Raw genomic sequence first — 24,171 nt, 5'->3', positions numbered from 1 at the left:
ATACGCTCCAGGTCAGGAAAAGCGGCTGACGGAAAAAGGTGAGAGATCAATGGCAGATTGTCTACGAGCAACGAGGTCTGCAATCAGGCGAGCTGTGGTTGGTCCGAGTGTCAGACCTCCGTGGCTATGACCATAGGCATGGATAACGTCGTCGCGATGTGGCGAGCGTCCGATCACGGGCAGGCTATCCGGCGTTGTCGGACGATGTCCCATCCAGCGCGTTCCCTCCTCCGATTTTAGATCGGGAAGATAAATACGCGCAAGCTTTGCGAGAGCATTGCTGCGTGCATAATTGGGCGCAGTTTCAAGCCCTGCAAACTCGGCAGCGCCTCCGATGCGCAATCCCATATCCATCGGTGTGGCCACGAATTTGCGTTCGGCGAAAATCACTTCACGCGTAAGCGATACGCCAGAATTAGGTATCGTGATGTTATAGCCGCGTTCGCTTTCAAGCAGCACGCGATCACCTATCGACTTTGCAAGACGTGCTGACCACGCGCCTGTCGCAATAATCAACTGATCAAAGTCGACTGCCTTACCAGTTGCCAAACGCAATTGCTTGCTTTCAATGGCTACAGCTTCGCCGCTTACAAGCTTTACGCCCTGAGCAACAACAAATTCACGCAGACGATCCACGACACGTTTAGGATCATCAAAATGAGACCACTGCGGCGTCATTGCAGCACGAACGACAGCTTTTCCAAGAGCTGGCTCAAGCCTGCGTGCCTCATAACCATCCAGCTCATCGAAGACAATGCCGTAACTGCGCCTGAGGTCGCGATCAAACGCGTCTGCTTTGAAGGCTGCTTCTGTCTCATAGACCCACAATGCGCCAACCTGGTGCAGCTCATGGGTTAGTTTCAGCTCCTCCAACAACGGCATATAATCATCATAAACCGGCGCAGTTAGTGCTGCGAGAGCCTTGGTAATACGCAACATTTCCGATTGTGAGCTGCTATGCATAAAGCGCGCAAGCCATGGGACAAGCTTCGGGAAATGTGCAGGACGCACTGACAGTGGACCGAGCGGATCACACAACCAACCTGGTACTTTCCAGACAAGTCCCGGTACGCTTGCTGGCACAATCTCGGTAACACCAAGTCCGCCGGCATTACCAAAGGATGCCTTGTCACCTGCCGGGTCGCGATCAACAATCGTGACACTATGGCCCTCAGCCAACAAAGCACGCGCTGCGCTCAGTCCTATTATTCCCGCACCTGCAATGAGAACATTGCTCATTCGGCATTCCATCCATTCACTGCGCCGGAATTAATCGCCCGGCAAAATAACGTGTGACTTCGGTTAAAAGGCTGGCAGCTGTTATGGCCGAGGTCTTGGGATTATCCGGCGAAGGCAGATTGGCGAACCGCATAAAGGCTTCACCAAATGAACTTCGCGCCTCGATCTCATGCGTATTGAATGAAACCGCCGGATCGGCCACGACCCTAACAACCGTGCGCGCCACACCGGCGGCCAGCGCAATCGTCAGACCCGCATTCAGATTACGCGGATAAAGCTCTGCTGCACGAATGGCATTGCCCTCATAAAGTACAAACGCTTCGCGCATATTTTCGGGATCAACCCCAAGTTCTTTGAGTTCAGTGAGCCAAGCGGAGACCGGCTTGCGTGACGTGTAAGTTACGCTGAGATCGTCAGCTTGAGTCACAACATCAAGATAATCCAGACCACCCACCGCACCTGTCGAAAATATCAGTTGAGCACCACTCTGCTCGCTTAGTTCTGCTGCTCTTAATTTGAAAGCGGCATCAGCAATGCCCCCCACCGAAGCAGCAATTACATCAATGCCAGCCTTTAAAAAAACCGGACAGAATGCCTTCAAGGCATCCTGTCCGGCGGCCTCGACAACAACAGAAGGTGCTGAAGCCAACAACGCATTCACATCATTGACAAACCGGATCCTGCGGGGTGGCTGATCCGGTGCCTCTACGCCTTCGCGCAGCAGCACAGTGATCTGACAGTTATAGGCCAGAAGCTTACTGCACAGATCCCTTCCGATGGCGCCGAAGCCAAGAAGTGCAATATGGGGGACGGGAGTATCTATCGTCATGCGATTACCAGGCCGACATGCCGCCATCGACGGTGAACATTGCGCCTGTCGCAAAGGATGCTTCATCTGATGCGAGCCACAAAATGCAATTTGCGATTTCCTGCGGCTCTGCCCAGCGATTGATTGGCGAACGTGCTTTCAATGCATTCTTGAAGCCATCAGGGTCGGGCGTTGTTTCAACCATTTTCTCGAAATAGCTCGACCATGTGACACCTGGCGCCACACAATTAACGCGAATTTTTTCCTTCGCGTGATCCAGTGCCATAGCCTTGGTAAGAGCCGCTACACCACCCTTTGATGCAACATAGGCTGCACGATCAAAGATACCTACAGTCGCAACATTGGAAGCAGTATTAACGATAGTGCCACCACCTTGAGCCGCCATCACCGGGATAGCGTGCTTACAGCAAAGATAAACGCCCTTGAGATTAACTGCCATCAGCGCATCCCAATCGTCCTCTTCCGTATTTACGACAGTGCCCGGAATACCGTAACCCGCATTATTGGCCAGAATATCGAGGCGTCCGAAAGTACTGACCGCCTTATTGATCATCGCCTTCACTTCATCGGAGCGCGAAACATCGACGGTGAATGCAACAGCTGCATCGCCAAGTTCCGCAGCAACAGCCGCAGCCTTTTCCCCATCACGATCGGCTACAATGACTTTAGCCCCTTCGCGAACGAAAATATGAGCGGCAGCCTTGCCGATGCCTGCACCAGCGCCGGTAATAATGGCGACTTTGTCTTTCAGACGCATTTTTTCCTCGAATATAATTAGCCTGCCGGCCCACAAATCTTGGGGTCGTTTCAAGCTTCTGGGAGAAGCCAGCAACGCTTGCTGGCAGGGGCGTATTTTAAACTTTGTAAGGATCCGGCGGCGGCGCCGCAAAAACAGTGTCGCGCTCGATCTGCAGCACATTCTCAGGTCGAGGGAACGGCTCGGGTACTGGCTCACCATCTACCCGATCGCGCCCGATCAAGCGGAAGAAATCTTCCAATCCATTTGGCACAATCAGCCAAGTCCAAACTATGTCGGTGTCACCTTCGTTGATAAACATGTGGCGACGATTTTTGCCGATAAAAAAGGCTGACCCCGGAATCATTTCATGACTCTCGCCATCGACCACCGCACGCCCTTTGCCTGACACGACAAAGATGACTTCTTCGTTCTGATCGTGAGCATGCTCACGTACATAGCCACCCGGAGGAACTGTCTGCGTCCCGAAACCGATTGGATGCTCCATTGGAACTCGATGAGGGGCGAAAATTACATCGATAGAACCATTGGCGGGCACAGGTTGCCAGTAGCTTTCAGCAGAACCCGGCTGGACGATAAGTACATCTCCGCAAGGACCCTCCCCTGCGACTGTCCGCGTGTCTTTATTGGTCATTTCAATTCCCCGATGCGAGCTTTTGCCCGTCAATATTGGATACAATATCCAACTTGAACGGAAATAATGCCGTCGTCAACGCTATAAATGAAATTATTTTTCTATTTTCGATCATATAGGGCATCATATTTCATTGTTGACTCTATTTTTTGTATATTGTATCCAATTTAGAAATGGAGAGCCTGATGACAAAAAAGATCGGGAGACAATCCCTTACTGACCAGATCGTGGTGGAACTACGCCGCAGAATTATTGCTGGCGAGCTCGCTGAAGGCACCCCGCTACGGCAGGAAGCATTGGCAACCGAGCTTGGTGTTTCCCGTATTCCTATTCGCGAAGCCATTCGTCAGTTGGAGGCAGAAGGCTTCGTCCAGTCTGAATTGCATAAGGGCACTATCGTCAAAGCGCTGTCACTGGCTGAAATTCAGGAGCTTTTCGACATCCGCATTCATCTCGAAACATGGCTTTTTGAGATGGCGATACCGCGCCTGTCTGACGCAGATCTACTCCGTGCGGAGCAGTTGACTGATGAAACCCTTACTGAGGGTAACGTCGAAAACTGGGGCGATCTGAACTGGCAGTTTCATGAGACTCTTTACGCGCCGAGCGGACGCACAGTTGCGTTGAAGTTGCTCAAGAGCGTGCATGATAACGCCAACCGTTACATAAATCTTCAGATCGCGGTCGCTCAGGACGTAGAGCTCGAGCTTTCCGACCATCGCGCCATTCTCGCTTATGCGAGACTCAAAGATACCGAACGCGCTGTCGAAACATTGCGCAAGCACATCCAGCGCGTTGCAAACAATCTCATGAAATCCTTGATCGATAGCAGAACGGATCAGCGGGAGCAGGAGAGAGCTTAAGGCAGTAGCCTTATAGCAAAAGACGCCGGTGGATGGCGAGCAATCCACAACAATAAAAATAATACCGGCCCATGAAGGCCAGAAAAACCAAAAGAGGGTTACGATGAAAGCTTATAAGAAGTTTCTAGCGGCGACTATCGCAGTCGCCGGCCTGTCGGGTGCTGCCCATGCAGATATCGTCATTGGCGCAGCCGGCCCACTGACCAATGCAGAGTCGATCTTCGGTGTGACATGGATGAACGGCATGGAACTCGCCGTCCGCCAAGTTAACGAGGCGGGCGGCATCAACGGTGAGAAGGTCGTTCTTCAGCGAGATGACGATAATGGCGATCCGAAGCAAGGTACGCTGATTGCGCAAAAACATTGCGATAATGCTGCAATGCTTGGAGTAGTTGCAAATTTCAACAGTGGCGTGACGATCCCGTCTTCCGATATTTACAATCGTTGCGACCTGCCACAAGTCACAAATGCATCAAATCCCAAGGTCACTCAGTCGGGTTATAAGAATCTCTTCCGTCCAATTGCCAACGACCTTTCACAAGGCTCAGCTCCGGCCGACTACGCAGTCAACACGCTGAAGGCTAAATCAGCTGCAATCATCCATGACAAGCAGGCATTTGGCCAGGGCGTCGCTGAAGTCTTCCGCGACACGTTCACAAAAGACGGCGGCAACGTAACCTCATTCTCAGGTGTTACACAGACCGACGTAGATTTCTCGGCTCTGCTCACCAGTATTCGCTCTGAAAATCCAGATGTCATCTATTTTGGTGGCGTTATGCCAGCCGTTGGCCTCTTCGTGAAACAAGCACGCGAGTTTGGCATTAAGTCCACGATTTTTGGGGCGGACTCAGCATTCTCGTCCGACTTCATCAATGGCGCTGGCGCCGAAAATGCTGAAGGTGCAATCGTCTCTTTCCAGGCTCCTCCTTACGACTCCTCGCCGGAACTAGAAGCTTTCGCCAAATCCTATAAGGATGCTTTCGGAGAAGATGCTGGCCCTTACTCGGCCTATGGCTTTGTTGAAGCTTCGGTTATCCTTGAGGCCATGAAAAAACTGCCAGCTCCGCTCACACGCAAGGCTATAGCGGAAGAAATTGCGAAGACCGACCTTAAGTCCATGGTTGGCACAGTATCGTTCAAGCCGGATGGTGAGCTCACCAACCCTTTCATCTTCCTGTACAAGGTTGATGGCGGAAAGTTCGCCCTCGTGAAGTAACTCTGTTCGGGTTCAGACGGGTCTCTGGCTTATTGCCAGAGGCTCACTTCCCAAACTTGAAAATGGTGCGCTTGGATCCCTCCGAGCACGGTTTTGCCTTGCTCCTCCTGAGCGCGCCTCGGCAATCGAGGCTTCGCAAATGTCTTCCTTCCTCCTTCAGCAAACTGTCAATGCGCTGACAGTCGGCTCAATTTACGCCCTTATAGCGCTTGGCTATACAATGGTTTACGGGGTTCTGCGGCTGATCAATTTCGCACATAGCGAAATGTTCATGTCAGGGGCGTTCGTCGCCGTCTTTCTTAGCGGCTCGCTGGGAATTGCAGGCTTTCCGGGCGCTGCCGTCATTGTCGGTATTCTTTCCTTCGTCATTATTGGCGTTCTTGGTATGTCGATTGAAGTTGCCGCATACAGGCCTTTGCGCAATAAATCCCGCCTCGCCCCAATGCTCTCTGCGCTTGGTATGGCCATCATCATCCAGAATGTCGTCATGCTTGTCGCAGGACGTCGTCCGATTATTTATCCGTCAATGCTCCCAAGTGGTGTGATCGAAATTGGCGGTATCATCATAACATGGAAGCAAATTACGATCCTCGCGATCGCGCTTGTTCTGATGGTCATGCTCGAACTGTTTGTCAATCGAAGTCGTATGGGAATTCGTATTCGTGCGGTGGCCGAAAATGCTAATACCTCTTCGCTCATCGGCATCAATCCGAATATTCCGATCTCGGTAATCTTCTTTATTGGACCGGGCCTCGGTGCAGTCGCTGGTCTTCTTTACGCCTCTTATTATGGCGTTGCGACCTTCACAATGGGCTTTGTGATCGGCATGAAGGCCTTCACCGCAGCTATTCTCGGCGGCATCGGCTCTATCCCCGGTGCGATGCTGGGGGGCATCTTGCTGGGCTTCATTGAAACCTTCGCAACAGCGCTTCTGCCGGGTCTGACCGGTGGCGTCATCGGCACGGAGTATCGCGATATCTTTGCCTTCTCCGTTCTTGTTCTCATCCTTCTGTTCCGTCCGTCCGGCCTGCTGGGCGCAAAGGTCAGTGAAGAAACGATGGTGTACAAAAGTGATTTCTAAAGCTCCTCTCCCGAGCGCAGACAGCGCACCCGCACCAACAAGTGGCGGCTTGGGGCGTACCATGTTGCTGCTTGCAATATTTCCCCTTGCACTCATCATCCTTGGACAATTCCTGCCAACCTATCCGTTGCGCGTACTCGACACGATCCTGCTTTATGCCGTACTGGCAATGGGCCTGAATATCGTCGTAGGTTATGCAGGATTGCTCGATCTGGGGTATGTCGCATTTTACGCAATCGGTGCCTACACATATGCGCTTTTAGCGTCCGACCAACTGGGACTGCACTTACCATTTCCAGTGATCCTCATCATTGGTGCAGTTCTGGCAGGCATTGCTGGCATTCTGCTTGGTATTCCAGTTCTTCGATTGCGCGGTGATTATCTGGCGATAGTCACACTTGGTTTTGGTGAAATCATCCGTGTTCTGATGAACAATCTGAACTGGTTGACCAATGGTCCACAAGGCATTGCACGCATCGACGAACCGAAGCTTCTTGGCTGGACAATCTCGTCACCACTTGATTTCCTCTATCTTCTTTTAGGCTTACTGATCATCACGTTCCTTTTTGTTTGGAAGCTACAGCAGAGCGCACTGGGCATTGCTTTGTCAGCAGTACGCGAGGATCAGGATGCTGCCCGCGGTTGCGGGATCAATACAACAAAGGTCAAGCTCGTAGCCTTTGCTACCAGTGCGGTGATAGGTGGGATCTGCGGCGTTGTCTTTGCATCTATGCAACGCTTCGTAAGCCCAGAAAGCTTCACTTTCTGGGAGTCGCTCACCATTGTTCTGGTGTTGGTTGTCGGCGGTCTCGGAAACCCCTTCGGTGCAATGCTCGGTGCAGCCATCCTTGTGCTTATTCCGGAGCTGATGCGTGACTATGCTGATTATCGTCAGCTCGTATTCGGCATCGCACTCGTCTCGGTTATCCTGCTAAGGCCAATGGGCATTATCAGCCGTCAATTTGGTCCTTCATGGCTCGCCGCAAAACTGGGGAGACGCTGATGCTAACTTTTGAACATGTCACCAAAACCTTTGGCGCACACAAGGCAGTTGATGACGCTTCTCTTATGATGAAGCCGGGTAAAATTACCTCGATCATCGGCCCCAATGGCGCGGGTAAATCGACTCTCGTCAATATGGCAGCAGGTTCTTATCAGGTGACGTCAGGACGGATCGTTCTTGACGGTGTTGAACTGCAAAAGCTTCCAAAACACGCCGTAGCGCATGCGGGGCTGGGACGCACATACCAGAATATTCGCTTGTTCGACGGTATGACAGTTATGCAAAATCTCGAAGTTGCGCTTGTTCCCCGCACCATCTCAGCTCTCATTGCAGACGCTCTCCCAGGCAGAAGTGCTGAAAGATATCGACGTGATAAATGCTACGCTATTCTACAAAAGCTTGGCATCGCGCATCATGCGCAAAGGCTTGCCGGATCGCTTGCCTATGGTCAGCAAAAGCTAGTCGAGCTTGCCCGTGCAATGGTTAATGATCCACACGCCATTCTTCTAGACGAACCCGCTGCAGGTCTCAATCACGGCGAAACGGAAGAACTAAAGCATCACATTGTTGACCTCAAATCGGGCAAGATCGCCGTAGTGCTCATCGAGCATGACATGAAACTCATCATGTCCATCTCGGACGAAATTTATGTAATGAACCGCGGTAGTGTTCTGGCGCATGGGTCACCTGCCAACATCCGCAATAATCAGCAAGTTCAGGAGGCTTATCTTGGCCAGCCAGGTGCAATCAGTGACATCGAAGCCGCTGCTCGCAGTCGAGCAAATCGAGTCCGGATACGGTCGGGTGAAGGTCTTGCATGGCATCAGCCTTGAGCTGCATGCTGGCGAAATCGTATCGCTGATCGGCCCGAATGGAGCGGGAAAGAGCACGCTTCTGCGTTCGATAAGCGGAGTTTGCCCTATCTCCTCTGGGCAAATCAGCTTCAAAGGCGAACGTATCGACCGTCTGAAACCTTATCAGATCGCTAAACGCGGACTTGGCCATTGTCCCGAAGGGCGCGCAGTTTTCCAACACCTTACTATTGAGGAAAACCTGATAGCCGGCTATCTGGAAGGACGCGGAAAGACAGAAGCCGAATTGTTCGACCATGTCTACACGCTGTTTCCTGTGCTTGCCGAGCGTAGAAAAAGTCAGGCAGGGCGCTTGTCAGGTGGGCAACAGCAGATGGTAGCTATTGCAAGATCATTGATGGGGAACCCAGAACTATTGCTTTTGGACGAACCTTCACTGGGCTTGGCACCCATCATCATTCATCAGATTTTTGAGATCATCATCAAGCTGGCTGAGGCGGGCGTATCGATTGTTCTTGTCGAACAAAACGTCGATCTTTCGCTTGAAATTGCCGACTATGTTTATGCTTTCGAGCATGGCCAGATTCACGTATCTGGCCCCGCTGAAAAACTTGCAGGTGATACTCGCGTACGGGAAATATACTTACCAGCCTAAAGATTGTGATTCAGTGGACGATCTCTTTCCTTAGCATCTCTAATGTCCTGGGAAGGGATCATCCACTCAACAAGAACCGTTTAGCAAACCTTCTGTTAGAGCCGCCATCGGCACAAATTATTTGGTGGATTTCTGATTTAGTGTATGACCTGACAACATGGGTTGCGCGTAAACGGCAACAATCAGGCGATAGCTTTCGTTCCGATTGTGGTGGTAGAAGATGAAATCTGCCACTATGGAACTCGGACTGACATCGTTGACCGTTGACTACCCCAAGAGCGATGTTGGAGCGCAACTGCACCGTTGCAGAAAATTTCCTGCACCCGACGTTCACACAGAAACCTTACCGCATGCAAGCACCGACCTACAAATTAATCCAACCGACGGAAGCTGCCGATGCACTATCAATTTTGGCAGATCGGCTTGGGCCGCTTCTAAAGGCAGTTTATTTGCACGGCTCCGCCGTTGGACGTGGTTTGCGCAAGCACAGCGATGTTGATCTGCTCGCTGTGGTGGAAGGGGAGCTCCCAGATTCCATTCGGTCGCATCTACTAACCGATCTGAAGGCAACGTCAGGATTGTACCCGTCTGATCATCTGGGGCGACGTCCGCTGGAGATTATGATTTTCCAGGCGGTAGATCTTGAGCGGCTTTCTTATCCTGCGCGCACCGAGTTCGTCTATGGGGAATGGTTACGCGATGCTTATACAAATGGTGAAGTTTCGCAAGCAGAATTCAGCCCAGAGTTTACACTGGTTCTTGCGCAGGCAAGACGGGAAGCCGTGCCACTATTGGGGCCGGAACTGACAAAATTTGTTGAAGATATTCCTTTTCAAACTATACGCCGCGCAATCGGCGATCTTCTTCCAGAGCTGATTTCCTCTGCCGAGGGTGACGAGCGCAATGTTCTCCTGACATTAGCGCGAATGTGGAGAACTCTCGCGACCAACCAGTTCGTTTCCAAGGATGAAGCTGCGGACTGGGTCGGTCCCAATTTGTCAGATCAGGCGGCCTGTATTCTTTCGACTGCTCGGGATGCGTACCTCGGTGAGCGGAAAGATGATCTTCATCTTCGACCAAAAGAAGTATCGCGCGCCATTGAGGAGTTGAAATCGCAGATTATTTCCGTCCTGTAAAAGCAAACATTTGTTCGCAATAGAGTAATCACTGGCCGTTAAGCTTTGGCAAGTCGAAAGAAAGCCGTGTTAATGCTCTGAGCATCCATTCTAAAGGGCCATAACGAAAGATGGACAGCCAAAACCTGCTTATCAGCAATTGAATGAAGAAAATTATTCCATCGATCAACAAAACCTGGGCAATCGATAGCCGATTCATCAAACCAAGGCCATAACCGTGGAAAACTATGGCAAGCAGCAACGATTGTAACAGATAATTTGTCAGCGCCACTCGTCCTGCCGCAGCCAAGAGACTTTGCACATTTTTTGCAGCAGGAGACGACATTAGTTTGATCATTCCAAGCACCATGGTCGCAGAGAGCAGTGGCGCGGTCACGATAGACACTGCCAAACCTAACGTTTCAATGTAGGTGCCGGGAACGAACGTCGTGCTTAAGGAGTATGCTAAAGCACCAGGCGTACCAACAAGCAACCCCAGCACATAGATGCGGCCGGACCAGTTTTGCCGCACTGCCTTTATATTCTTAAATAGCTCATGGCGGCCCGCCACATACCCCAGGAGAAACATTGCAAGGGCGGTGGGTGCTTGCAGCAGCACCAGCAATGGTAGAAAGTCCTTTATCGCGGTGAGGTGCCCGGTGATGATCTGCCTTGGCGTGCCCTGCCAGTTTTCTGCCGCAGCCAGGATGATAGTTCGCGCTATATCGGTCTCGTCATGCGTCGGCAGACCGGCTTGCCAAACAGCAATTGCAACCCATAAAAATCCCGTCACAACGATGAGCATCACCGCGAGCACAGTGAGAAACCGGTCTGTGCGGTTGCGCAGGGCCAGCAATACCAGCCCCAAAACTGCGTAGGTGGTCAGAATATCACCGTGGAAAAGAACAACGGCGTGTATTGCTCCAATAACGAAAAGGCCAGCTTGCCGGCGCAGCATACGGGGTATGAAGTTGCTTCCGGAGCGCTCGGCTGACTGTATTTGCAAAGTGATCGAATAGCCGAAGAGAAAAGAGAACAACAGATAAAACTTTAGCTCAAATACCGCCGAGACAACGCTCTCGAGAAATATATCGAGCCAGCTTGCGTCCGGTGTAGACAGACCCGTGCCATACCAGGTTGAAGCAAAGACCAGGCTGTTGACAACAAGAATGCCTGCAAGAGCAAATCCTCGAACTGCGTCGATGGTCTCGATACGTTCAGACATATTCGCGGCCTTATTGTTGACGCTGGAGAATTTCGAGCAGGTTGTTCATCGTCGCGAGCATCTGCTGCGGGTCGAAGGCAGCATCCGTCTCCGCACGACTAAACACGCCGTCGATCCAGGTAGACAGGAGTACGGTCATCTGATCATTGGGTAGGAGAAAAGTTCTCTTGTTGCCCGCAATGAGCGCCGTGATCGTCTGGCTTAAGGCTTTGTCAGCCTGGGCGCTCAGCCCTGCAATCTCTTTGTCACGCGAAGTGGCAGCAGAGATTTCGAGGATAAGACGCCTTTCTTCCGGATCAGCGGCGGCTTCGATGATCACTTTCAGCAGTAGCCGAAGCGCCTTGTCTGCATCATCATGGTCTTCCAATTCATTCAACCACAACTGGCTACTACGGATGTGGTCCTCCACCACCGCCAGGATCAATGACTGCTTGTTTGGAAAATAATGAAACAGCTTGCCGGTGCTGGTGTTGGCCTCGACACGGACGGACTCGGTACTTGCACCGTCAAAGCCGGCGCGGGAAAAGGAGCGCCGTGCGGCCTGAATAAGATGAGCTCGTTGAATGGCATGACTTGCTGGATTGGGTTTTCGCATAGTTTCTAAACCAGAGTATTTACTCTGCTTTAGACCATGTCGCCCCCAAGCTCAACAGGTTTTCTAATTTGCATATCCAAGAGACGACAAAGCGGAAGCTTGTTTCTTGTCTTGGAAAGTAGCTAGAGCGGTGCAGTCACAGAAACTGTCTATTGCCAAGCAACTCCGTTAGTCGTGAACCGGGTTTCCACGCATCGCGACATCCGTTATGAACTAAAAGGCTTGGACACTTTTCGGAAAAGCGATTTGGTCAGTCGGTAACCGGCTTTGCGCTCGTTGCAGTTCGGCGGCTCCCGATGTCATGGCAGTCGTTTGTCGTTATGAATGGTTTTCCTTGAAGCTGACGCTACGATGGATTGAGTACCCGTAGATTTCGTTGATTGACGCGGCAAGAGAGTCGAGAATTGATGGCAAAGCCAAAAGTTACATGGTCCTCAGGTACGGACAGAAAGAGAAATGATGCGGAAAATAGCGGTTATCCTCAGTGCGATTGTCTTGACGTCATCGATCCCCGCGATGGCTGATCGACTTATTTGTTCCGAAGAAGAACATTTGCGCTATATGACGATGGTTGGCGAGGTTGGCGAGATGGGGATCGACCTTGACCCTGTAGGGCAGGATCCTGCTGCGTTCGAGAGGCTGACAGCCGCCTATGAAGACCTCAATCCGAAGGGATCGAAGACCTCGCTTTTCGTCGCGCATGTTCCCACCGGTCAAATTTATAGTCAGATATGCGCTGAAGAGCGCTGCACAATGCAAGAAATGTCAACTCCTGAGCAAGCCTGTTTGATCGATCATATGAACCAATGTAGCTATGTTGCACTTCGCTTCAGGGGCGAAGCGTTCTGCCTACTCCGTTCTCCGCAAGATTAGGTGTTTGACCCTAACATTGATGGGTTTTTTCTCCCTGTCATGATCGTCAAATTCGTTCGATATATAGCGAACTGCTCGGACGTTCTCAGTCTTACGTACCGACGTGTTATCCGCAATTCGACTGAGCGCTCCACATTTCATTTCAAACATTTACGGAGACGCAGGCAGACTGTTTGCTCTTGGGTGTGGCCGATAGTAATGTGAATGTCGAACCTACGCGCAATGACGTCCGGCAGCTTCCGACTTTAGTAGCGATCATTCAATTTCAAATGAATAATGACAGTTTGGCACCCAATCCTGATCCGAAGCGCCACACTGGTTTCATTTAAAAGCAAGAAACGGATAGAAATAGCTTGGGTTTTTGGGACATTTGGCCTGATTTCAGGAGGCCTAATGCCAAATATTAAATTTCTCCCGCTTCCAAGCGATAAAATAGCATTTTTGCGTCGCGGCGGGCGCGATGCGTATGGTTGCGTAGCAGAGCGCGCGGTTTCTGACGGCCTTGGAAATCCATGCCGGCACTGCCTTAACTTCATTCCAAAAAATGCAGGCATGCTAATTCTCGCTTACCGTCCATTTGATCGTCTTCAGCCATACGCGGAGACTGGTCCCATCTTCCTATGTGCGGACGATTGCACCGCTTGGTCAGGGAGTGGAGTGCCCCCGATATTGGCCAGCGTCGAATATCTATTGAGGGGCTACACGACGGATCAGCGTATTTGCTATGGCACTGGAAAAATTGTGGCGACAAAGGATATTGCCAGCTACGCAAACGAGCTACTTGAACGCGGTGATATAGATTTTGTAGACGTGCGATCAGCAAGGAATAGCTGTTTTCAGGTCCGTATGATGCGCTCAACTAACAAGCTTACGGAACGCAGCAACTAGTTTACTGGCCGCGCGAAGAGACCGATTTTATGTCCGGGATGTCTGGGGCATCCAGAACAAACCACCGCTCTTGGTTGACGAGAGATCACTGTGACAGCACCGGTTGATGCGTTGCTTTGCCAACTGTATTAACGTCGGGTCTGACACTGATCTCCATTACGTATAGTGCAACGCTGGACATGGCGACACCGACCGGAATGGAATGGAGTTGGCATTTAATGCCTTTAACGATGTTTATTCATTTAGCAGAAGTTTGATCCCAAACAGAATATAATTATTGCGATAATGAAGTACTCAGTTGAGAACAGAACTAAGAATCATTAGAAACTTGGGGGAAGGAATTAATGCCCCAAGGCGCTATTTTAGACGAATTTAGGATCTTTCTTTCAGCTACACCCGATATACTGAAAATGAAATCGGACGCGCGGTAGGTCTGCTGCCAACAGTCGAATGCAATATCGTCAGCGGTGAAGCTTACACCGCGAATGCGTACCACCAGCTCGTCACTTCCGATTTGCAAGTTCGTTTGTTCAACTTTGTTTGGCTGAACAACTTCGAAGAACTGTTCGATATGAGCGTCGTTCAGCCCGTGGTGTTCTGCCAAAAAACGATAGAGCGAGCCGCCGCCCGCAAGTTCATCCTGCTGAAGGCTCGGGACGAGATTGAGCGGCAGAATGGCACGCTCTAAAATAGCCGGCTTATCGCGCAGGCTTCGCAGTCTGACAATTTCCCAAACCGGCTGTCCTTGAGGGATGGAAAGCGCATCTGCTGCACCCGGGCTTGGCAGGCCGACTGCAAGCTGAATAAGCCGCGTTGCCATTTCTGTCGGCTGTGCGGCGGCAAGGGTTTGCAGCAACTCGCCGGACCGGCTCGGCTCCATAACGATGCGGCGCTCGGCTACAAAGGTGCCAAGACCCTGATGACGTGTGATGCGGCCCTCCCGTTCCAGCTTTTCGAGTGCATGCCGGATCGAGATCGTGCTAACTCCTGAGAGGTCGCCCAACTCTGAAATGCTGGGCAGCTTATCGCCGGGCTCAAGACCATTATCCCGTATCAACGCGACAATTGTGTCGTAAGCGACCTGATAGCGCAACTTTCCGGGTTCGGCCGTGTCCAATCGTGCTGTTTCAGCATTCTTCTCAGTCAAAGCTATGCCAGCCTCTCGTTGGTATCAGTCATCCCTTTCGGGGTCTTAGTCTCTTTATCATACTGAATCACAAGTCTGCACGTATAAACAACCTTATCACAACACTCTATCCGCCGTTAAATCAGCTTCCAAACGAAGATAAGTCGCGCAAGACGGTCAAATCTGGGTGGTCGACCAGCGCAGTAACAGAACGATCAGGGTCGGGACGACCGGAGATAAGTGCATTCAATGCATCTTCCTTCCCCTGCCCGGTGACCAGCAACAGCAATTTACGCGCCGCTAGAACCGTCGCCACACCCATCGTCAAACCATAATTCGGCACATCGGCTGAGGCTTGGTATATTCCACTCTGCGCTTCGCGGGTCGTCTGAGTGAGGGCAACGCGATGTGTCCCAAGCCTCCAGTCATCCCCGGGCTCGTTGAATGCCACGTGACCGTTGCGCCCCAACCCAAGCACTGCCAAATCTAGGCCGCCGGCAATATCAATCGCAGCATCATAGGCACGACATTCAGCCTCCACATCCAAGGCATCGCCCTGCAACAAGCGCAAATGGTCTGGCGCAATATGCAGCGGCTCGAAAGCATGGCGCATGAGGAAGCCGGCATAACTGCCTTCGTCGGCCAGTCCTTTGCCCTCAAATTCATCGAGATTGAAAAAGCGGGCTGATTGGCAATTGATTGCGCCTTCACGCTGACGCGCAGCCAGATTACGGTAAAGACCAAGCGGCGTTTCGCCTGTGGGCAAAGCGATCACCGCATCCGGCTTATTTTTTACCAATGTGCTAATATAACTGGCTGCAGCGTCATCCATCTCGGCGCGTGTAGAGAAATCCAGGATTTTCATTGCAATCTCTTCTATTACTTGCGATCGCCGCTGCGTGCGATATGTGGATAAAGCGCCATGAAGCGCGCATGGACGGGCTCATAATCGCGCGCAGTGTCGGTGGGAACGATTACCGGGGTGTTGATGAGTTGGATTGTCAGAGACTCACCGGCAAGGGCGGCAGCGCCAATTGCAGCGGAAGAACCAAAGTCAAAGACCTGAATAGACCGACCAGTCATGTCGGCAAACATCTGCACCAATGCAGCATTACGTGCCAGACGACCAGACAATACAAGATGTCGGACTGGCCAAGTTTCCGAAAGCACATCAATGCAGCGGCGTATTTCGAGGATGACACCTTCGAGATAGGCACGCGCCAGATCGGCACGGGTTGTCGCGACATTCAACCCGTGAAAAACACCCGTTAAAGACGTATCCCAGAGAGCCCCCTGCTCGCCGCCGCCTGTCATATAAGGCGCGCATGTGGTGCCGTTTGCTCCCGGAACACTGGCGAGCGCCTCCGCCTCAAGCTCCTCCGGTGACAAGCCCAGAATTCGACCGAGCCACGCAAAGCCAATGCCTGTTGAAAGCAAATCCATTTCCCGCCCGTACCAGCCAGACGCAACATGTGGTGTCAGCAGATAGCGCGCTTGGGGATCAAGGTGTCGGGCGGGTGTTGCACCAAAAATAATCGCACTGGACCCCATGGCGACGCTGGCGCTATTGGCGTTGAGACCTGTCATCGCGAAGGCACCAGCAGCGGAATCCGCCGCGCCGTTATATACGGCAATACCTTCCGACAGGCCCAGTAGAATTGCTGCCGCAGCGTTCACCGTACCAACAACCACAGATGTTGATGCCAGTTCAGGTAATAAGGACATCGGCAAGTTCCAGATTTGACAAAGCTCCGAGTCCCAGCTTTCAGTTTCGAGGGCGTAGACCCCATATCCTGCGGCTGTCGATGGGTCGGTTACCATGCGACCTGTGAGGACATAAACGATGTAATCTTTTGCCGAAAGGATGCGGCAAACCTCATCCCCACGCTGGCGAAAATGTTGAAGAAATTGCGGAGCAAGATACCGACCATCCACGGGCATGCCAGTCTGAGCATAAACACGGGAATGGGCTTCACCATGCAGCTTTTCCCGCGCCATATTGTCGGCACGGCTATCCTGCCAGGTAATCGAGGGGCCAACACATTCGCCGCCTTTGCCAATACAGACAAGTGTTGGCATTTGTCCCGCGACAGAGATTGCGCCAATTTTATCAATTGTTCCGTCAGGCAGATCGCCCAACGCTTTTATCAGAGCTGCGACCCAGTCAGACGGATTCTGTTCAGCCTGACCGGGACGCGTTGAAAATGTGGGATGAGAGGCTCCGCTTTCGGCCCGGACTTCCCCAGAACTGTCCAGTACGACAAGCTTGACGGCAGAAGTGCCAAGGTCAATTCCCAACCGCCAATCCGTCATATCGCTTTCCTCTCTCATCCCTCATATGCGCCAACCCGCTTTAGCGCGCTCTGATCAGACGCGCGACTTCACGTGCCGCATCCAATGTGCGGTCTACATCATCATTTGTATGCGCAAAAGTAATGAAGAGATTTTCAAATGCGCCCGGATGAAACAAAATGCCACGTTCAAGCATGCCTTCCCACCAAATGCGGAAGATATCATGGTTGGCATAGCGCGCTGCATCGCGATAATTATGGATGTCGTGCTCGGTGAACCAGACCTGATAAACTGCCCCCATACCCACAACGCGCGTCGGAATCCCTGCACTGTTGAACACGTCGATCAGGCCAAAACGCAATCTGTCCGAAACTGAGTCGAGAGAGCCGTAAAAGCCCGGCTGGGAAAGGATATCGAGTGTGGCGTTTGCAGACGAAACCGCAATCGTATTACCCGCATAAGTCCCTGCGACAGACACACGACCATCCGCAACCATCGACATAATATCCTTGCGACCACCCATCGCGGCCACAGGGAATCCACCACCGATACCTTTAGCGAAAGTAGATAAATCGGGCGTTATACCAAGACGCGCCTGCGCGCCGCCAAGTGCCAGACGGAAACCAGTAATCACTTCATCAAAAATCAGCAGGATTCCGTGTTTCGCCGTTAGCTCGCGCATGGCTTCAAGATAGCCAGGCTTTGGCAATATACAGCCGGTATTGCACATGACTGGCTCGGTGAGCACAGCCGCAATATTGTCGCCTTCCCGCTCAATGACTGCACGTAAGGCAGCAATATCGTTCCACGGCAAGATGATCAGCCCGTCAGAAATGCCATCCGGCATACCAGGGCCTTGAGGAATTGCGCGCGGCGCATTATCCGGACCGGACGTAGCCGGATCGGGATGCTTGCTCCAGTAAACCCCGTCGGAGAAACCGTGATACATGCCTTCAAATCGGATGATCTTCTTGCGCCCCGTGAAGGCGCGAGCAAGGCGGACGCTATAAAGCACCGCTTCCGTGCCCGTATTGCAAAGACGAACCTGTTCCAGCGATGGCACTGCTGCGATCAACTTGTGCGCCAGAACCGTTTCCGGCGCGCTCGGCATGGCGAAAACGGTCCCCACTTCGCGAATGGCACGCACCACCGCTTCAGTCACCGCCTCTGGGCGATGTCCGAGCAGCATTGGCCCTAAACCTATGAGGTAATCGATATATTCATTCCCATCAACATCCCAGACGCGAGCGCCCTCGCCACGGTCAACGAAAAGCGGATGTGGCTCCCAGCCAGACCAGGTTGCACGGGCAGTCGAGTTCACACCACCGGGAATAACTTCACAGGCCCGCGCAAATAGCTCACGGCTTTTCTCGTAACGTTTGCTGGAATAAGCGGCGACCGACATCATTTCCTCCTTTGATTAATTCCCGGACACCTGTCGCCAACTACGGAACAGCGCGCCCTTTCTCTCTTGTTATACTTTGTATAATGAGTCTGCTCGCTCGTCAACCAGCTCTGCGACTTTGCATGCTTTTTGTCAGATCAGATTGGCCGCTCGGGGAATAATGTGCGGAATGGCTGCGATCAGATCCCGTGTATGCTGAGCGTGCGGCTCTCTTGCCACCTGCATTGCAGGCCCCGCTTCAATAATGCGCCCCTCATACATGACAGCGATGCGATCGGCATAGCTTGCTGCCGTGGAGAGATCATGGGTTATCATCAGCACTGACATTCCACCTTCTCGGCACAATCCAACAAGAAGATCGAGAATGCCGCTGCGGATTGATACGTCGAGCATGGATGTCGGCTCATCGGCGAGGATTAGTTTAGGCTTGAGAACAATTCCGGCAGCAATAGCGACACGCTGGCGCTGACCGCCAGAAAGTTCATGTGGGAAACGCCGCAGGAAATCGTCAACCGGCGTCAAGCCTACGCGCTCGAGGGCTTCACGCACGAGGCGAAGGCGTTCTGCACGATTGTGCCCAATACCGTGTATTTCCAAAGGCTCCATAATCGTATGTTCAACACGGAAACGGCTATCCAGAGACTCGTAGGGATCCTGATAGATCATCTGAATATCGCGACGCACACGGCGCAATGCCCGCCCTTCAAGCGCAGTAATATCCTGCCCATCGAAGACAATTCGCCCTCCGCTAACGGGCTGCATACGCATGACCGCCTGCAAAGTGGATGTCTTGCCGCAACCCGATCTGCCAACGAGGGCAACAATCTCGCCGGCCTTTACGTTGAGGTCCAGCGCTTTCACAACCTGCTTGGGCTCGGGGCGATTGGACGTCAAAATCTGCTTTAGACTTGGACGCTGAGAATAGCATACAGTCAGCCCCTCTATCCCCAGCAATTGTGAACCAGAGACCTCTTCAGCCAACGGTTTTTTAGAAACCTCTGCATCATCCCGAATAGTCGCAGGAGAAGCTTTTAAAAGCTGCCGTGTATAAGGATGCGCCGGTCGATGAAAGAGATCCGCTGTCGGCCCGGTTTCAACATTCCGACCATTGAGCATAACCACAGCTCGCGTACATGCCTCCGCCACAACACCGAGATCGTGGGTCACTAGAATAACGCCCAAATCCAGTTCCCGGCTCAGATCGACCAGCAGTTCCAACACCTGCCGCTGCACCATCACATCAAGCGCCGTGGTCGGTTCGTCGGCCAACAGCACTTTCGGAGAACAGGCAAGCGCCATTGCAATCATTGCGCGCTGTCGCATGCCACCGGAAAACTCATGCGCAAAGCCACTTGCCTGCGTAGCAGGTATCCCCACCAATTCCAGCAATTCACCCACGCGCTGGATGCCCAAACGCCCCTTTGCCATGTCCTGAACTTCCATGGCTTCAGCGATCTGCCAGCCGATACTGCGCACGGGATTGAAGGCGTTCATCGCCCCCTGAAATACCATGGCAATGTCTTTCCACCGATGGGGCGCAACAGATGCTTCACCTGATGCGAGAATGTCGCGACCGTTTAGAAGAATTCTCCCCGCAACCTCCGCCGACGGCTGGAGAAGCCCCATTGTTGCCAATGCAATCGTCGTCTTTCCAGAGCCGGATTCGCCGATGAGTCCGAGACGCTCGCCCGGCATCAAATCAAAAGAAACGTCATGCAGAACCTGGATGCGAACGCGGTTTGACCTTCCGCCCGCACCATACCAGACATTGAGCTTCTCGACGCTAAGCAAAGGTTGCGTTCTCAAAGCCGAAGGCTGCTCTTTAGTCATGTTCGAGTTCCTTTGCAGGCCGCATCCGCCAGTTGCGTGTCGACAGATATGAAACCGCAAGCCTTGGATTGAGCCGGTCTTCGATGGAGCGTCCAACGAGATAACAACCAATGACAAGCAGTGCGACGGCCATGCCTGCCGGCACAATCGCCCACCATGCACCGGCACTTACTGCCGACCGATTGAATGCATGTTCCATGATGGTGCCCCATGTGACCGCGTTTGAATCGGATAATCCAAGAAAGGCGAGCGCGGTTTCGTTGAAGATGGCAACAGTGATCGCCAGCACCCAGTTAGCCGCCAGCAGCGGCCCAATCTGCGGCAGGATATGACGTAAAATGATATGCAGATGCCCCGCACCATTCGCTTCGGCCCGGCGCACAAAAACGCGCTGCCGCATTGATTTCACCTGAGAGCGGATCAATCTGGCCACCGAAGTCCACATCAACAGGCCGATCACAAGCACCACATGGTCAATGGAAGGGCTCCACACCGAAGCGACCACAATCATCAAAACGATCTGCGGAATAACCAGTAGATAGTCGGTGATGCCCATGAGTGCGGTATCGACCGGACCACCGAAATACCCAGCTAAAACACCGACCAGCGCACCAACAAAAATGGCGATCAGACTGGCCGTAACTCCGACCATAATGGAGATGCGACCGCCATAGATCGTAAGGCTCAACACATCTATCCCGCCGTCGTCGCAGCCAAACCAGTGTGAAAATGATGGCGATTCAAAGACACCGCAACTGGGTTCAGTAATCGAATAGGGAATGATCCACGGCGCTCCCAGGGTAATTATTGCAAAGCTTGCCAGTATTAGTATGCCGATCAGCAGACCGGGTTTTTCCAACAAGCCGTGCGTTAAGCGGCCAAGGCTCTCTTTAGTCATGTTCACTAACCCCAACTATGTTCTGACGCGTGGATCGAGCACGAAATGCAGCAGGTCAGCCGCAAGATTGAGCACCGTTACAACCACCGTAATGGCGAGAAATCCGCCTTGCAGCATGGGGTAATCGCGATTGAGCACCGCTTCATAAAGAGTGCGTCCGATACCGGGCCACGAGAAAATCACTTCAACGAGGATTGCACCCGACACGATAGAACCGAGCGAAAGCGCGGACATGGTCACAATCGGCAACAGCGCATTGCGTAGCGCGTGACGCAGAATGATCCTGCGGCGCGGAACACCTTTTGCGCGCGCGGTCAGAATGTAATCTTCACCAAGCGTTTCGAGCATAGCCGAACGCGTGATAAGCGCATTTTCCGCATAGAGAGTTAGGACCAGCGTCGAAACAGGCAGCACCATGTGCCAAAGACGATCACGCATTACTTCCCACCAACTATCGGCGAGCAAAAACGGATCACTCATTCCGGCCGCGGGCAGATAGCCAGCACCAAAGATGAGCATCATCAGGCCGAGAAACTGCGTTGGAAATGCATAAGCCAGCACGGCCGAGCCGGTCAGAATATGATCCGTCGGTCCATTACGGCGCGTTGCAGCAATAGTCCCCACCACGAGGCCGAGGATCAACGCCAGGACCGTACCTGTAGCGACCATCGGAATGGTATTCGAGAAAGCCTCAAGCAAGTTGTCAAAGACCGGCTGACGGTTGGCGTAGGAAATACCAAGATTTCCATGCGCCATTTCACGCAGGTAAATGAGAAACTGCTCCCATATCGGCTTGTCGAGCCCGAACTTTATCTCAAGGGCACGGCGCATTTCAGCGGAAGCATTGGGAATGCGTGCGATATGGGTAACAGCATTGCCCGGCAAAACGCGAAACAGCAGGAAATTGAGCGTGACCGCAACGAGAATAGTTACAGCCGCTGCAAATAGCCGCCGTAGAAAATATGTGAGGTTGAGCAACCAGCCCTCCGGATGTTCCCTTGACTTTTGAACTCATCATAATAAGAATAATAAGTGCAAGTCAAGCAGGGATACACCTGTGTTCGAGGACGGAGGCGCATCGCGCTTAGTTGCTGATTTCCGTCTAATCTTTATACTGACTATATTAAGTTAGCGCAGTCTAACAATATGAGGGAACAATGAAATCAGGAGCTTTTCCGTCAATCGCCCGCAAAACCGGTGCAATGAAAAAAACTGTCAGAGCGGCCGCATTCGCTTTGTGTATTTCTGCGAGTTGGGCTGCACCACATCAAGCTCTCGCGGACGTACTACGTATCGGCGTCAGTCAACCCATCGACTCCCTTAACCCCTTCGTCTCGAGTTCTGATTACAGTAGCATCGCGTTTCAATATGGATACCCTTTTCTGACAGTCTACGACGCGGACCTGAAGATTGTTCCATATTTTGCAACCGACTGGTCTTCATCTGACGATGGCACGATCTGGACTTTCCACACGCTCAAAGATGCGAAATGGTCAGACGGCAAACCATTGACTGCAAAAGACGCTGCTTTCACCTATAACCTGATCCTGAAATACAAAGACAGCACGACTGGTAAACTCGCGGGTTGGCTTAGTCATCTGAAGTCAGCTGAAGCCACCGACGATAATACGGTCGTGCTAAGCTATGACGGGCCAGCCGGAGATGTTCCGGTAAAGATGCAGGCGGTTCCTATTCTACCTGCCCACATATGGTCGGATGTGGCAGGCGAGGACGGATCAGAAATCGACAGCTTTGAAAACGCCGCGCCGTGGGTTTCAGGCGGACCTTTCGTTCTTTCCGGATACAAGAAAAACCAGTTGGCGCTATTCAAGGCTAATCCCAATTGGTGGGGCGAAACCAAGCCCAAGATTGAAGGGTTTGGTCTGCAATTCTTCGCAAATAGTGATGCAATGGCATCCGCGCTGACGTCAGGGCAACTGGATATGGTCGGGCAGACAATATCGCCTACTGCTATCGAATCCTTGAAGGGCGCAGGGATGGTGATCGAGTCCGCCCCCAGCACCGGCTTCCACAATATGATCATAAACACCAACCCGGAGAAGAAAGCGCATCACGAGCTTCTGAATCCTAAAGTGCGTGAGGCGCTTGAACTGGCGATTGATCGGGATGCCATTATCAAGCAAGTCTGGCTTGGCTATGCGACCCCGGGCACATCAATTGTCGCACCTGCAACCGGCTGGCATGACGCCGATCTCAAATCTGTTGGTTTCGATATTGGAAAGGCAAATGCCATTCTCGATCAGGCCGGTTATGCGCGCGGTCCGGACGGCATTCGCGTCGCTGATGGCACACGTATGGAATATGAAGTGATATTCCCAACAGAAGTGGCAGGCGCGGGCGACAGGACCTTCAAGATTATTCAGGCAGGCTATGAGCAGATTGGCATTCGCCTCGCCCAGCGTAAATTGGATGCCGATGCGGCCAATCATGCGATCATGGGGGAAAACAGGGATTATCGTGATTACGATATCGCTATGTGGCTTTGGGTGCCGCCACTGGACCCGGATTTCATCCTCAGCGTGCTGACCTGCGCCCAGCGTGGCAACAATAACGATAGCGGCTATTGTAACCCGGAATATGATAAGCTCTATATGCAACAAGCACAGATCGCCGACCGGGAAAAGCGGGCAGAGATAGTCAATCAGATGCAGGAGCTAGCTTATCGCGAGCGCCCTTACATCGCTCTTGTCTATCCGCAGACACTTGAAGCCCACAGCCCCGATTGGACCGGCTTTGTGTCGTCGCCGCTTGTTGGTTCCGTCAATAATCTTTCAGTCGAAACATTGTTAAACGTCCACAAAAAGTAGGTTCGCT

Annotated in this window: 23 protein-coding genes; 10 read left to right on the top strand and 13 right to left on the bottom strand. The window is 52.3% G+C overall.

Annotated elements, in window-relative coordinates; genetic code table 11:
• Window positions 1-12: 12 nt before the first annotated feature.
• From QSJ70_RS13245 to QSJ70_RS13230, 4 genes are all read right to left on the bottom strand, one after another.
• Entirely contained in the window at window positions 13-1,239 is a 1,227-nt protein-coding gene (locus QSJ70_RS13245; protein WP_215780219.1) for an NAD(P)/FAD-dependent oxidoreductase, read from the bottom strand.
• A gap of 16 nt (window positions 1,240-1,255) precedes the next feature.
• A complete protein-coding gene (locus QSJ70_RS13240) occupies window positions 1,256-2,068 on the bottom strand; it encodes an aspartate dehydrogenase (protein ID WP_285536971.1) in 813 nt (270 codons plus the stop codon).
• A gap of 4 nt (window positions 2,069-2,072) precedes the next feature.
• The gene (locus QSJ70_RS13235; RefSeq protein WP_215780215.1) at window positions 2,073-2,825 is read right to left on the bottom strand and encodes an SDR family oxidoreductase; all 753 of its coding nucleotides are present in this window, start codon (window positions 2,823-2,825) and stop codon (window positions 2,073-2,075) included.
• Window positions 2,826-2,922: 97 nt separating this feature from the next.
• Window positions 2,923-3,459 (bottom strand): cupin domain-containing protein, encoded by a 537-nt coding sequence (locus QSJ70_RS13230; protein WP_215780213.1) that lies wholly within the window; start codon window positions 3,457-3,459, stop codon window positions 2,923-2,925.
• A 185-nt stretch (window positions 3,460-3,644) separates the two neighbouring features.
• Here QSJ70_RS13230 and QSJ70_RS13225 point away from each other — a divergent pair, with 185 nt between their 5' ends.
• The 7 genes from QSJ70_RS13225 to QSJ70_RS13195 all read left to right on the top strand — a co-directional run bounded on the left by QSJ70_RS13225 (window position 3,645) and on the right by QSJ70_RS13195 (window position 10,225).
• On the top strand, window positions 3,645-4,322 hold the full coding sequence (locus QSJ70_RS13225; protein WP_285536968.1) for a GntR family transcriptional regulator: 678 nt from the start codon (window positions 3,645-3,647) through the stop codon (window positions 4,320-4,322).
• Window positions 4,323-4,425: 103 nt separating this feature from the next.
• Window positions 4,426-5,538, top strand: a complete 1,113-nt coding sequence (locus QSJ70_RS13220; protein WP_215780210.1) for a branched-chain amino acid ABC transporter substrate-binding protein — start codon at window positions 4,426-4,428, stop codon at window positions 5,536-5,538.
• Between the two features lie 139 nt (window positions 5,539-5,677).
• Window positions 5,678-6,619, top strand: coding sequence for a branched-chain amino acid ABC transporter permease (locus QSJ70_RS13215; RefSeq protein WP_285536965.1), 942 nt, complete (start codon window positions 5,678-5,680; stop codon window positions 6,617-6,619).
• 61 nt (window positions 6,620-6,680) lie between these two features.
• Entirely contained in the window at window positions 6,681-7,622 is a 942-nt protein-coding gene (locus tag QSJ70_RS13210) for a branched-chain amino acid ABC transporter permease (RefSeq protein ID WP_285536963.1), read from the top strand.
• Window positions 7,622-8,455 carry an ABC transporter ATP-binding protein gene (locus QSJ70_RS13205; RefSeq protein ID WP_215780206.1) on the top strand — a complete coding sequence of 278 codons (834 nt, stop codon included), beginning with the start codon at window positions 7,622-7,624 and terminating at the stop codon, window positions 8,453-8,455. Before QSJ70_RS13210 ends, QSJ70_RS13205 begins: the two co-directional genes overlap by 1 nt.
• On the top strand, window positions 8,388-9,089 hold the full coding sequence (locus QSJ70_RS13200; RefSeq protein WP_215780527.1) for an ABC transporter ATP-binding protein: 702 nt from the start codon (window positions 8,388-8,390) through the stop codon (window positions 9,087-9,089). Before QSJ70_RS13205 ends, QSJ70_RS13200 begins: the two co-directional genes overlap by 68 nt.
• A gap of 350 nt (window positions 9,090-9,439) precedes the next feature.
• A complete protein-coding gene (locus QSJ70_RS13195) occupies window positions 9,440-10,225 on the top strand; it encodes an aminoglycoside adenylyltransferase domain-containing protein (protein ID WP_285536961.1) in 786 nt (261 codons plus the stop codon).
• A gap of 28 nt (window positions 10,226-10,253) precedes the next feature.
• On the opposite strand, the gene QSJ70_RS13190 is transcribed toward QSJ70_RS13195, so the two are convergent.
• Both QSJ70_RS13190 and QSJ70_RS13185 read right to left on the bottom strand, forming a co-directional pair.
• The gene (locus QSJ70_RS13190) at window positions 10,254-11,429 is read right to left on the bottom strand and encodes a DUF418 domain-containing protein (RefSeq protein WP_285536959.1); all 1,176 of its coding nucleotides are present in this window, start codon (window positions 11,427-11,429) and stop codon (window positions 10,254-10,256) included.
• 10 nt (window positions 11,430-11,439) lie between these two features.
• On the bottom strand, window positions 11,440-12,024 hold the full coding sequence (locus QSJ70_RS13185; protein WP_285536957.1) for a TetR/AcrR family transcriptional regulator: 585 nt from the start codon (window positions 12,022-12,024) through the stop codon (window positions 11,440-11,442).
• 456 nt (window positions 12,025-12,480) lie between these two features.
• Here QSJ70_RS13185 and QSJ70_RS13180 point away from each other — a divergent pair, with 456 nt between their 5' ends.
• A complete protein-coding gene (locus tag QSJ70_RS13180; RefSeq protein WP_285536955.1) occupies window positions 12,481-12,897 on the top strand; it encodes a hypothetical protein in 417 nt (138 codons plus the stop codon).
• Window positions 12,898-13,290: 393 nt separating this feature from the next.
• Window positions 13,291-13,785, top strand: coding sequence for a DUF1203 domain-containing protein (locus tag QSJ70_RS13175; protein ID WP_285536953.1), 495 nt, complete (start codon window positions 13,291-13,293; stop codon window positions 13,783-13,785).
• A gap of 310 nt (window positions 13,786-14,095) precedes the next feature.
• Here the strand turns inward: QSJ70_RS13175 and QSJ70_RS13170 are convergent, their stop codons facing one another.
• The 7 genes from QSJ70_RS13170 to QSJ70_RS13140 all read right to left on the bottom strand — a co-directional run bounded on the left by QSJ70_RS13170 (window position 14,096) and on the right by QSJ70_RS13140 (window position 22,314).
• Entirely contained in the window at window positions 14,096-14,932 is an 837-nt protein-coding gene (locus QSJ70_RS13170) for a GntR family transcriptional regulator (protein WP_215780195.1), read from the bottom strand.
• 121 nt (window positions 14,933-15,053) lie between these two features.
• Window positions 15,054-15,776, bottom strand: a complete 723-nt coding sequence (locus QSJ70_RS13165; RefSeq protein WP_285536951.1) for a glucosamine-6-phosphate deaminase — start codon at window positions 15,774-15,776, stop codon at window positions 15,054-15,056.
• Window positions 15,777-15,790: 14 nt separating this feature from the next.
• Complete coding sequence (locus tag QSJ70_RS13160) at window positions 15,791-17,224, bottom strand: xylulokinase (RefSeq protein WP_215780192.1); 1,434 nt, start codon at window positions 17,222-17,224, stop codon at window positions 15,791-15,793.
• Window positions 17,225-17,264: 40 nt separating this feature from the next.
• Entirely contained in the window at window positions 17,265-18,608 is a 1,344-nt protein-coding gene (locus QSJ70_RS13155) for an aspartate aminotransferase family protein (RefSeq protein WP_285536949.1), read from the bottom strand.
• Window positions 18,609-18,740: 132 nt separating this feature from the next.
• Window positions 18,741-20,438 carry a dipeptide ABC transporter ATP-binding protein gene (locus QSJ70_RS13150; protein WP_285536947.1) on the bottom strand — a complete coding sequence of 566 codons (1,698 nt, stop codon included), beginning with the start codon at window positions 20,436-20,438 and terminating at the stop codon, window positions 18,741-18,743.
• On the bottom strand, window positions 20,431-21,336 hold the full coding sequence (locus QSJ70_RS13145; protein ID WP_215780187.1) for an ABC transporter permease: 906 nt from the start codon (window positions 21,334-21,336) through the stop codon (window positions 20,431-20,433). The genes QSJ70_RS13150 and QSJ70_RS13145 overlap by 8 nt, the downstream gene beginning before the upstream one ends.
• A gap of 15 nt (window positions 21,337-21,351) precedes the next feature.
• Window positions 21,352-22,314 (bottom strand): ABC transporter permease, encoded by a 963-nt coding sequence (locus QSJ70_RS13140; protein WP_215780185.1) that lies wholly within the window; start codon window positions 22,312-22,314, stop codon window positions 21,352-21,354.
• A 179-nt stretch (window positions 22,315-22,493) separates the two neighbouring features.
• Between QSJ70_RS13140 and QSJ70_RS13135 the strand changes: the two genes are divergently transcribed.
• Complete coding sequence (locus tag QSJ70_RS13135; protein WP_285536944.1) at window positions 22,494-24,164, top strand: ABC transporter substrate-binding protein; 1,671 nt, start codon at window positions 22,494-22,496, stop codon at window positions 24,162-24,164.
• Window positions 24,165-24,171 lie beyond the last annotated feature (7 nt).

It is taken from the genome of Brucella sp. NBRC 12950, from assembly GCF_030268145.1.
GTDB lineage: Bacteria > Pseudomonadota > Alphaproteobacteria > Rhizobiales > Rhizobiaceae > Brucella.
The sequence above is the reverse complement of the archived record's forward strand: the minus strand, read 5'-3'. Positions and strand labels throughout refer to the sequence as shown.

What these genes read in the sequence shown, in the direction of transcription:
- QSJ70_RS13230 (WP_215780213.1), bottom strand. Translation starts at nt 3,459, where the DNA reads ATGACCAATAAAGACACGCGGACAGTCGCAGGGGAGGGTCCTTGCGGA.
- QSJ70_RS13150 (WP_285536947.1), bottom strand. Translation starts at nt 20,438, where the DNA reads ATGACTAAAGAGCAGCCTTCGGCTTTGAGAACGCAACCTTTGCTTAGC.
- QSJ70_RS13155 (WP_285536949.1), bottom strand. Translation starts at nt 18,608, where the DNA reads ATGTCGGTCGCCGCTTATTCCAGCAAACGTTACGAGAAAAGCCGTGAG.
- QSJ70_RS13235 (WP_215780215.1), bottom strand. Translation starts at nt 2,825, where the DNA reads ATGCGTCTGAAAGACAAAGTCGCCATTATTACCGGCGCTGGTGCAGGC.
- QSJ70_RS13215 (WP_285536965.1), top strand. Translation starts at nt 5,678, where the DNA reads ATGTCTTCCTTCCTCCTTCAGCAAACTGTCAATGCGCTGACAGTCGGC.
- QSJ70_RS13180 (WP_285536955.1), top strand. Translation starts at nt 12,481, where the DNA reads ATGATGCGGAAAATAGCGGTTATCCTCAGTGCGATTGTCTTGACGTCA.
- QSJ70_RS13165 (WP_285536951.1), bottom strand. Translation starts at nt 15,776, where the DNA reads ATGAAAATCCTGGATTTCTCTACACGCGCCGAGATGGATGACGCTGCA.
- QSJ70_RS13210 (WP_285536963.1), top strand. Translation starts at nt 6,681, where the DNA reads ATGTTGCTGCTTGCAATATTTCCCCTTGCACTCATCATCCTTGGACAA.
- QSJ70_RS13225 (WP_285536968.1), top strand. Translation starts at nt 3,645, where the DNA reads ATGACAAAAAAGATCGGGAGACAATCCCTTACTGACCAGATCGTGGTG.
- QSJ70_RS13185 (WP_285536957.1), bottom strand. Translation starts at nt 12,024, where the DNA reads ATGCGAAAACCCAATCCAGCAAGTCATGCCATTCAACGAGCTCATCTT.
- QSJ70_RS13175 (WP_285536953.1), top strand. Translation starts at nt 13,291, where the DNA reads ATGCCAAATATTAAATTTCTCCCGCTTCCAAGCGATAAAATAGCATTT.
- QSJ70_RS13190 (WP_285536959.1), bottom strand. Translation starts at nt 11,429, where the DNA reads ATGTCTGAACGTATCGAGACCATCGACGCAGTTCGAGGATTTGCTCTT.
- QSJ70_RS13145 (WP_215780187.1), bottom strand. Translation starts at nt 21,336, where the DNA reads ATGACTAAAGAGAGCCTTGGCCGCTTAACGCACGGCTTGTTGGAAAAA.
- QSJ70_RS13220 (WP_215780210.1), top strand. Translation starts at nt 4,426, where the DNA reads ATGAAAGCTTATAAGAAGTTTCTAGCGGCGACTATCGCAGTCGCCGGC.
- QSJ70_RS13240 (WP_285536971.1), bottom strand. Translation starts at nt 2,068, where the DNA reads ATGACGATAGATACTCCCGTCCCCCATATTGCACTTCTTGGCTTCGGC.
- QSJ70_RS13205 (WP_215780206.1), top strand. Translation starts at nt 7,622, where the DNA reads ATGCTAACTTTTGAACATGTCACCAAAACCTTTGGCGCACACAAGGCA.
- QSJ70_RS13135 (WP_285536944.1), top strand. Translation starts at nt 22,494, where the DNA reads ATGAAATCAGGAGCTTTTCCGTCAATCGCCCGCAAAACCGGTGCAATG.
- QSJ70_RS13160 (WP_215780192.1), bottom strand. Translation starts at nt 17,224, where the DNA reads ATGACGGATTGGCGGTTGGGAATTGACCTTGGCACTTCTGCCGTCAAG.
- QSJ70_RS13245 (WP_215780219.1), bottom strand. Translation starts at nt 1,239, where the DNA reads ATGAGCAATGTTCTCATTGCAGGTGCGGGAATAATAGGACTGAGCGCA.
- QSJ70_RS13195 (WP_285536961.1), top strand. Translation starts at nt 9,440, where the DNA reads ATGCAAGCACCGACCTACAAATTAATCCAACCGACGGAAGCTGCCGAT.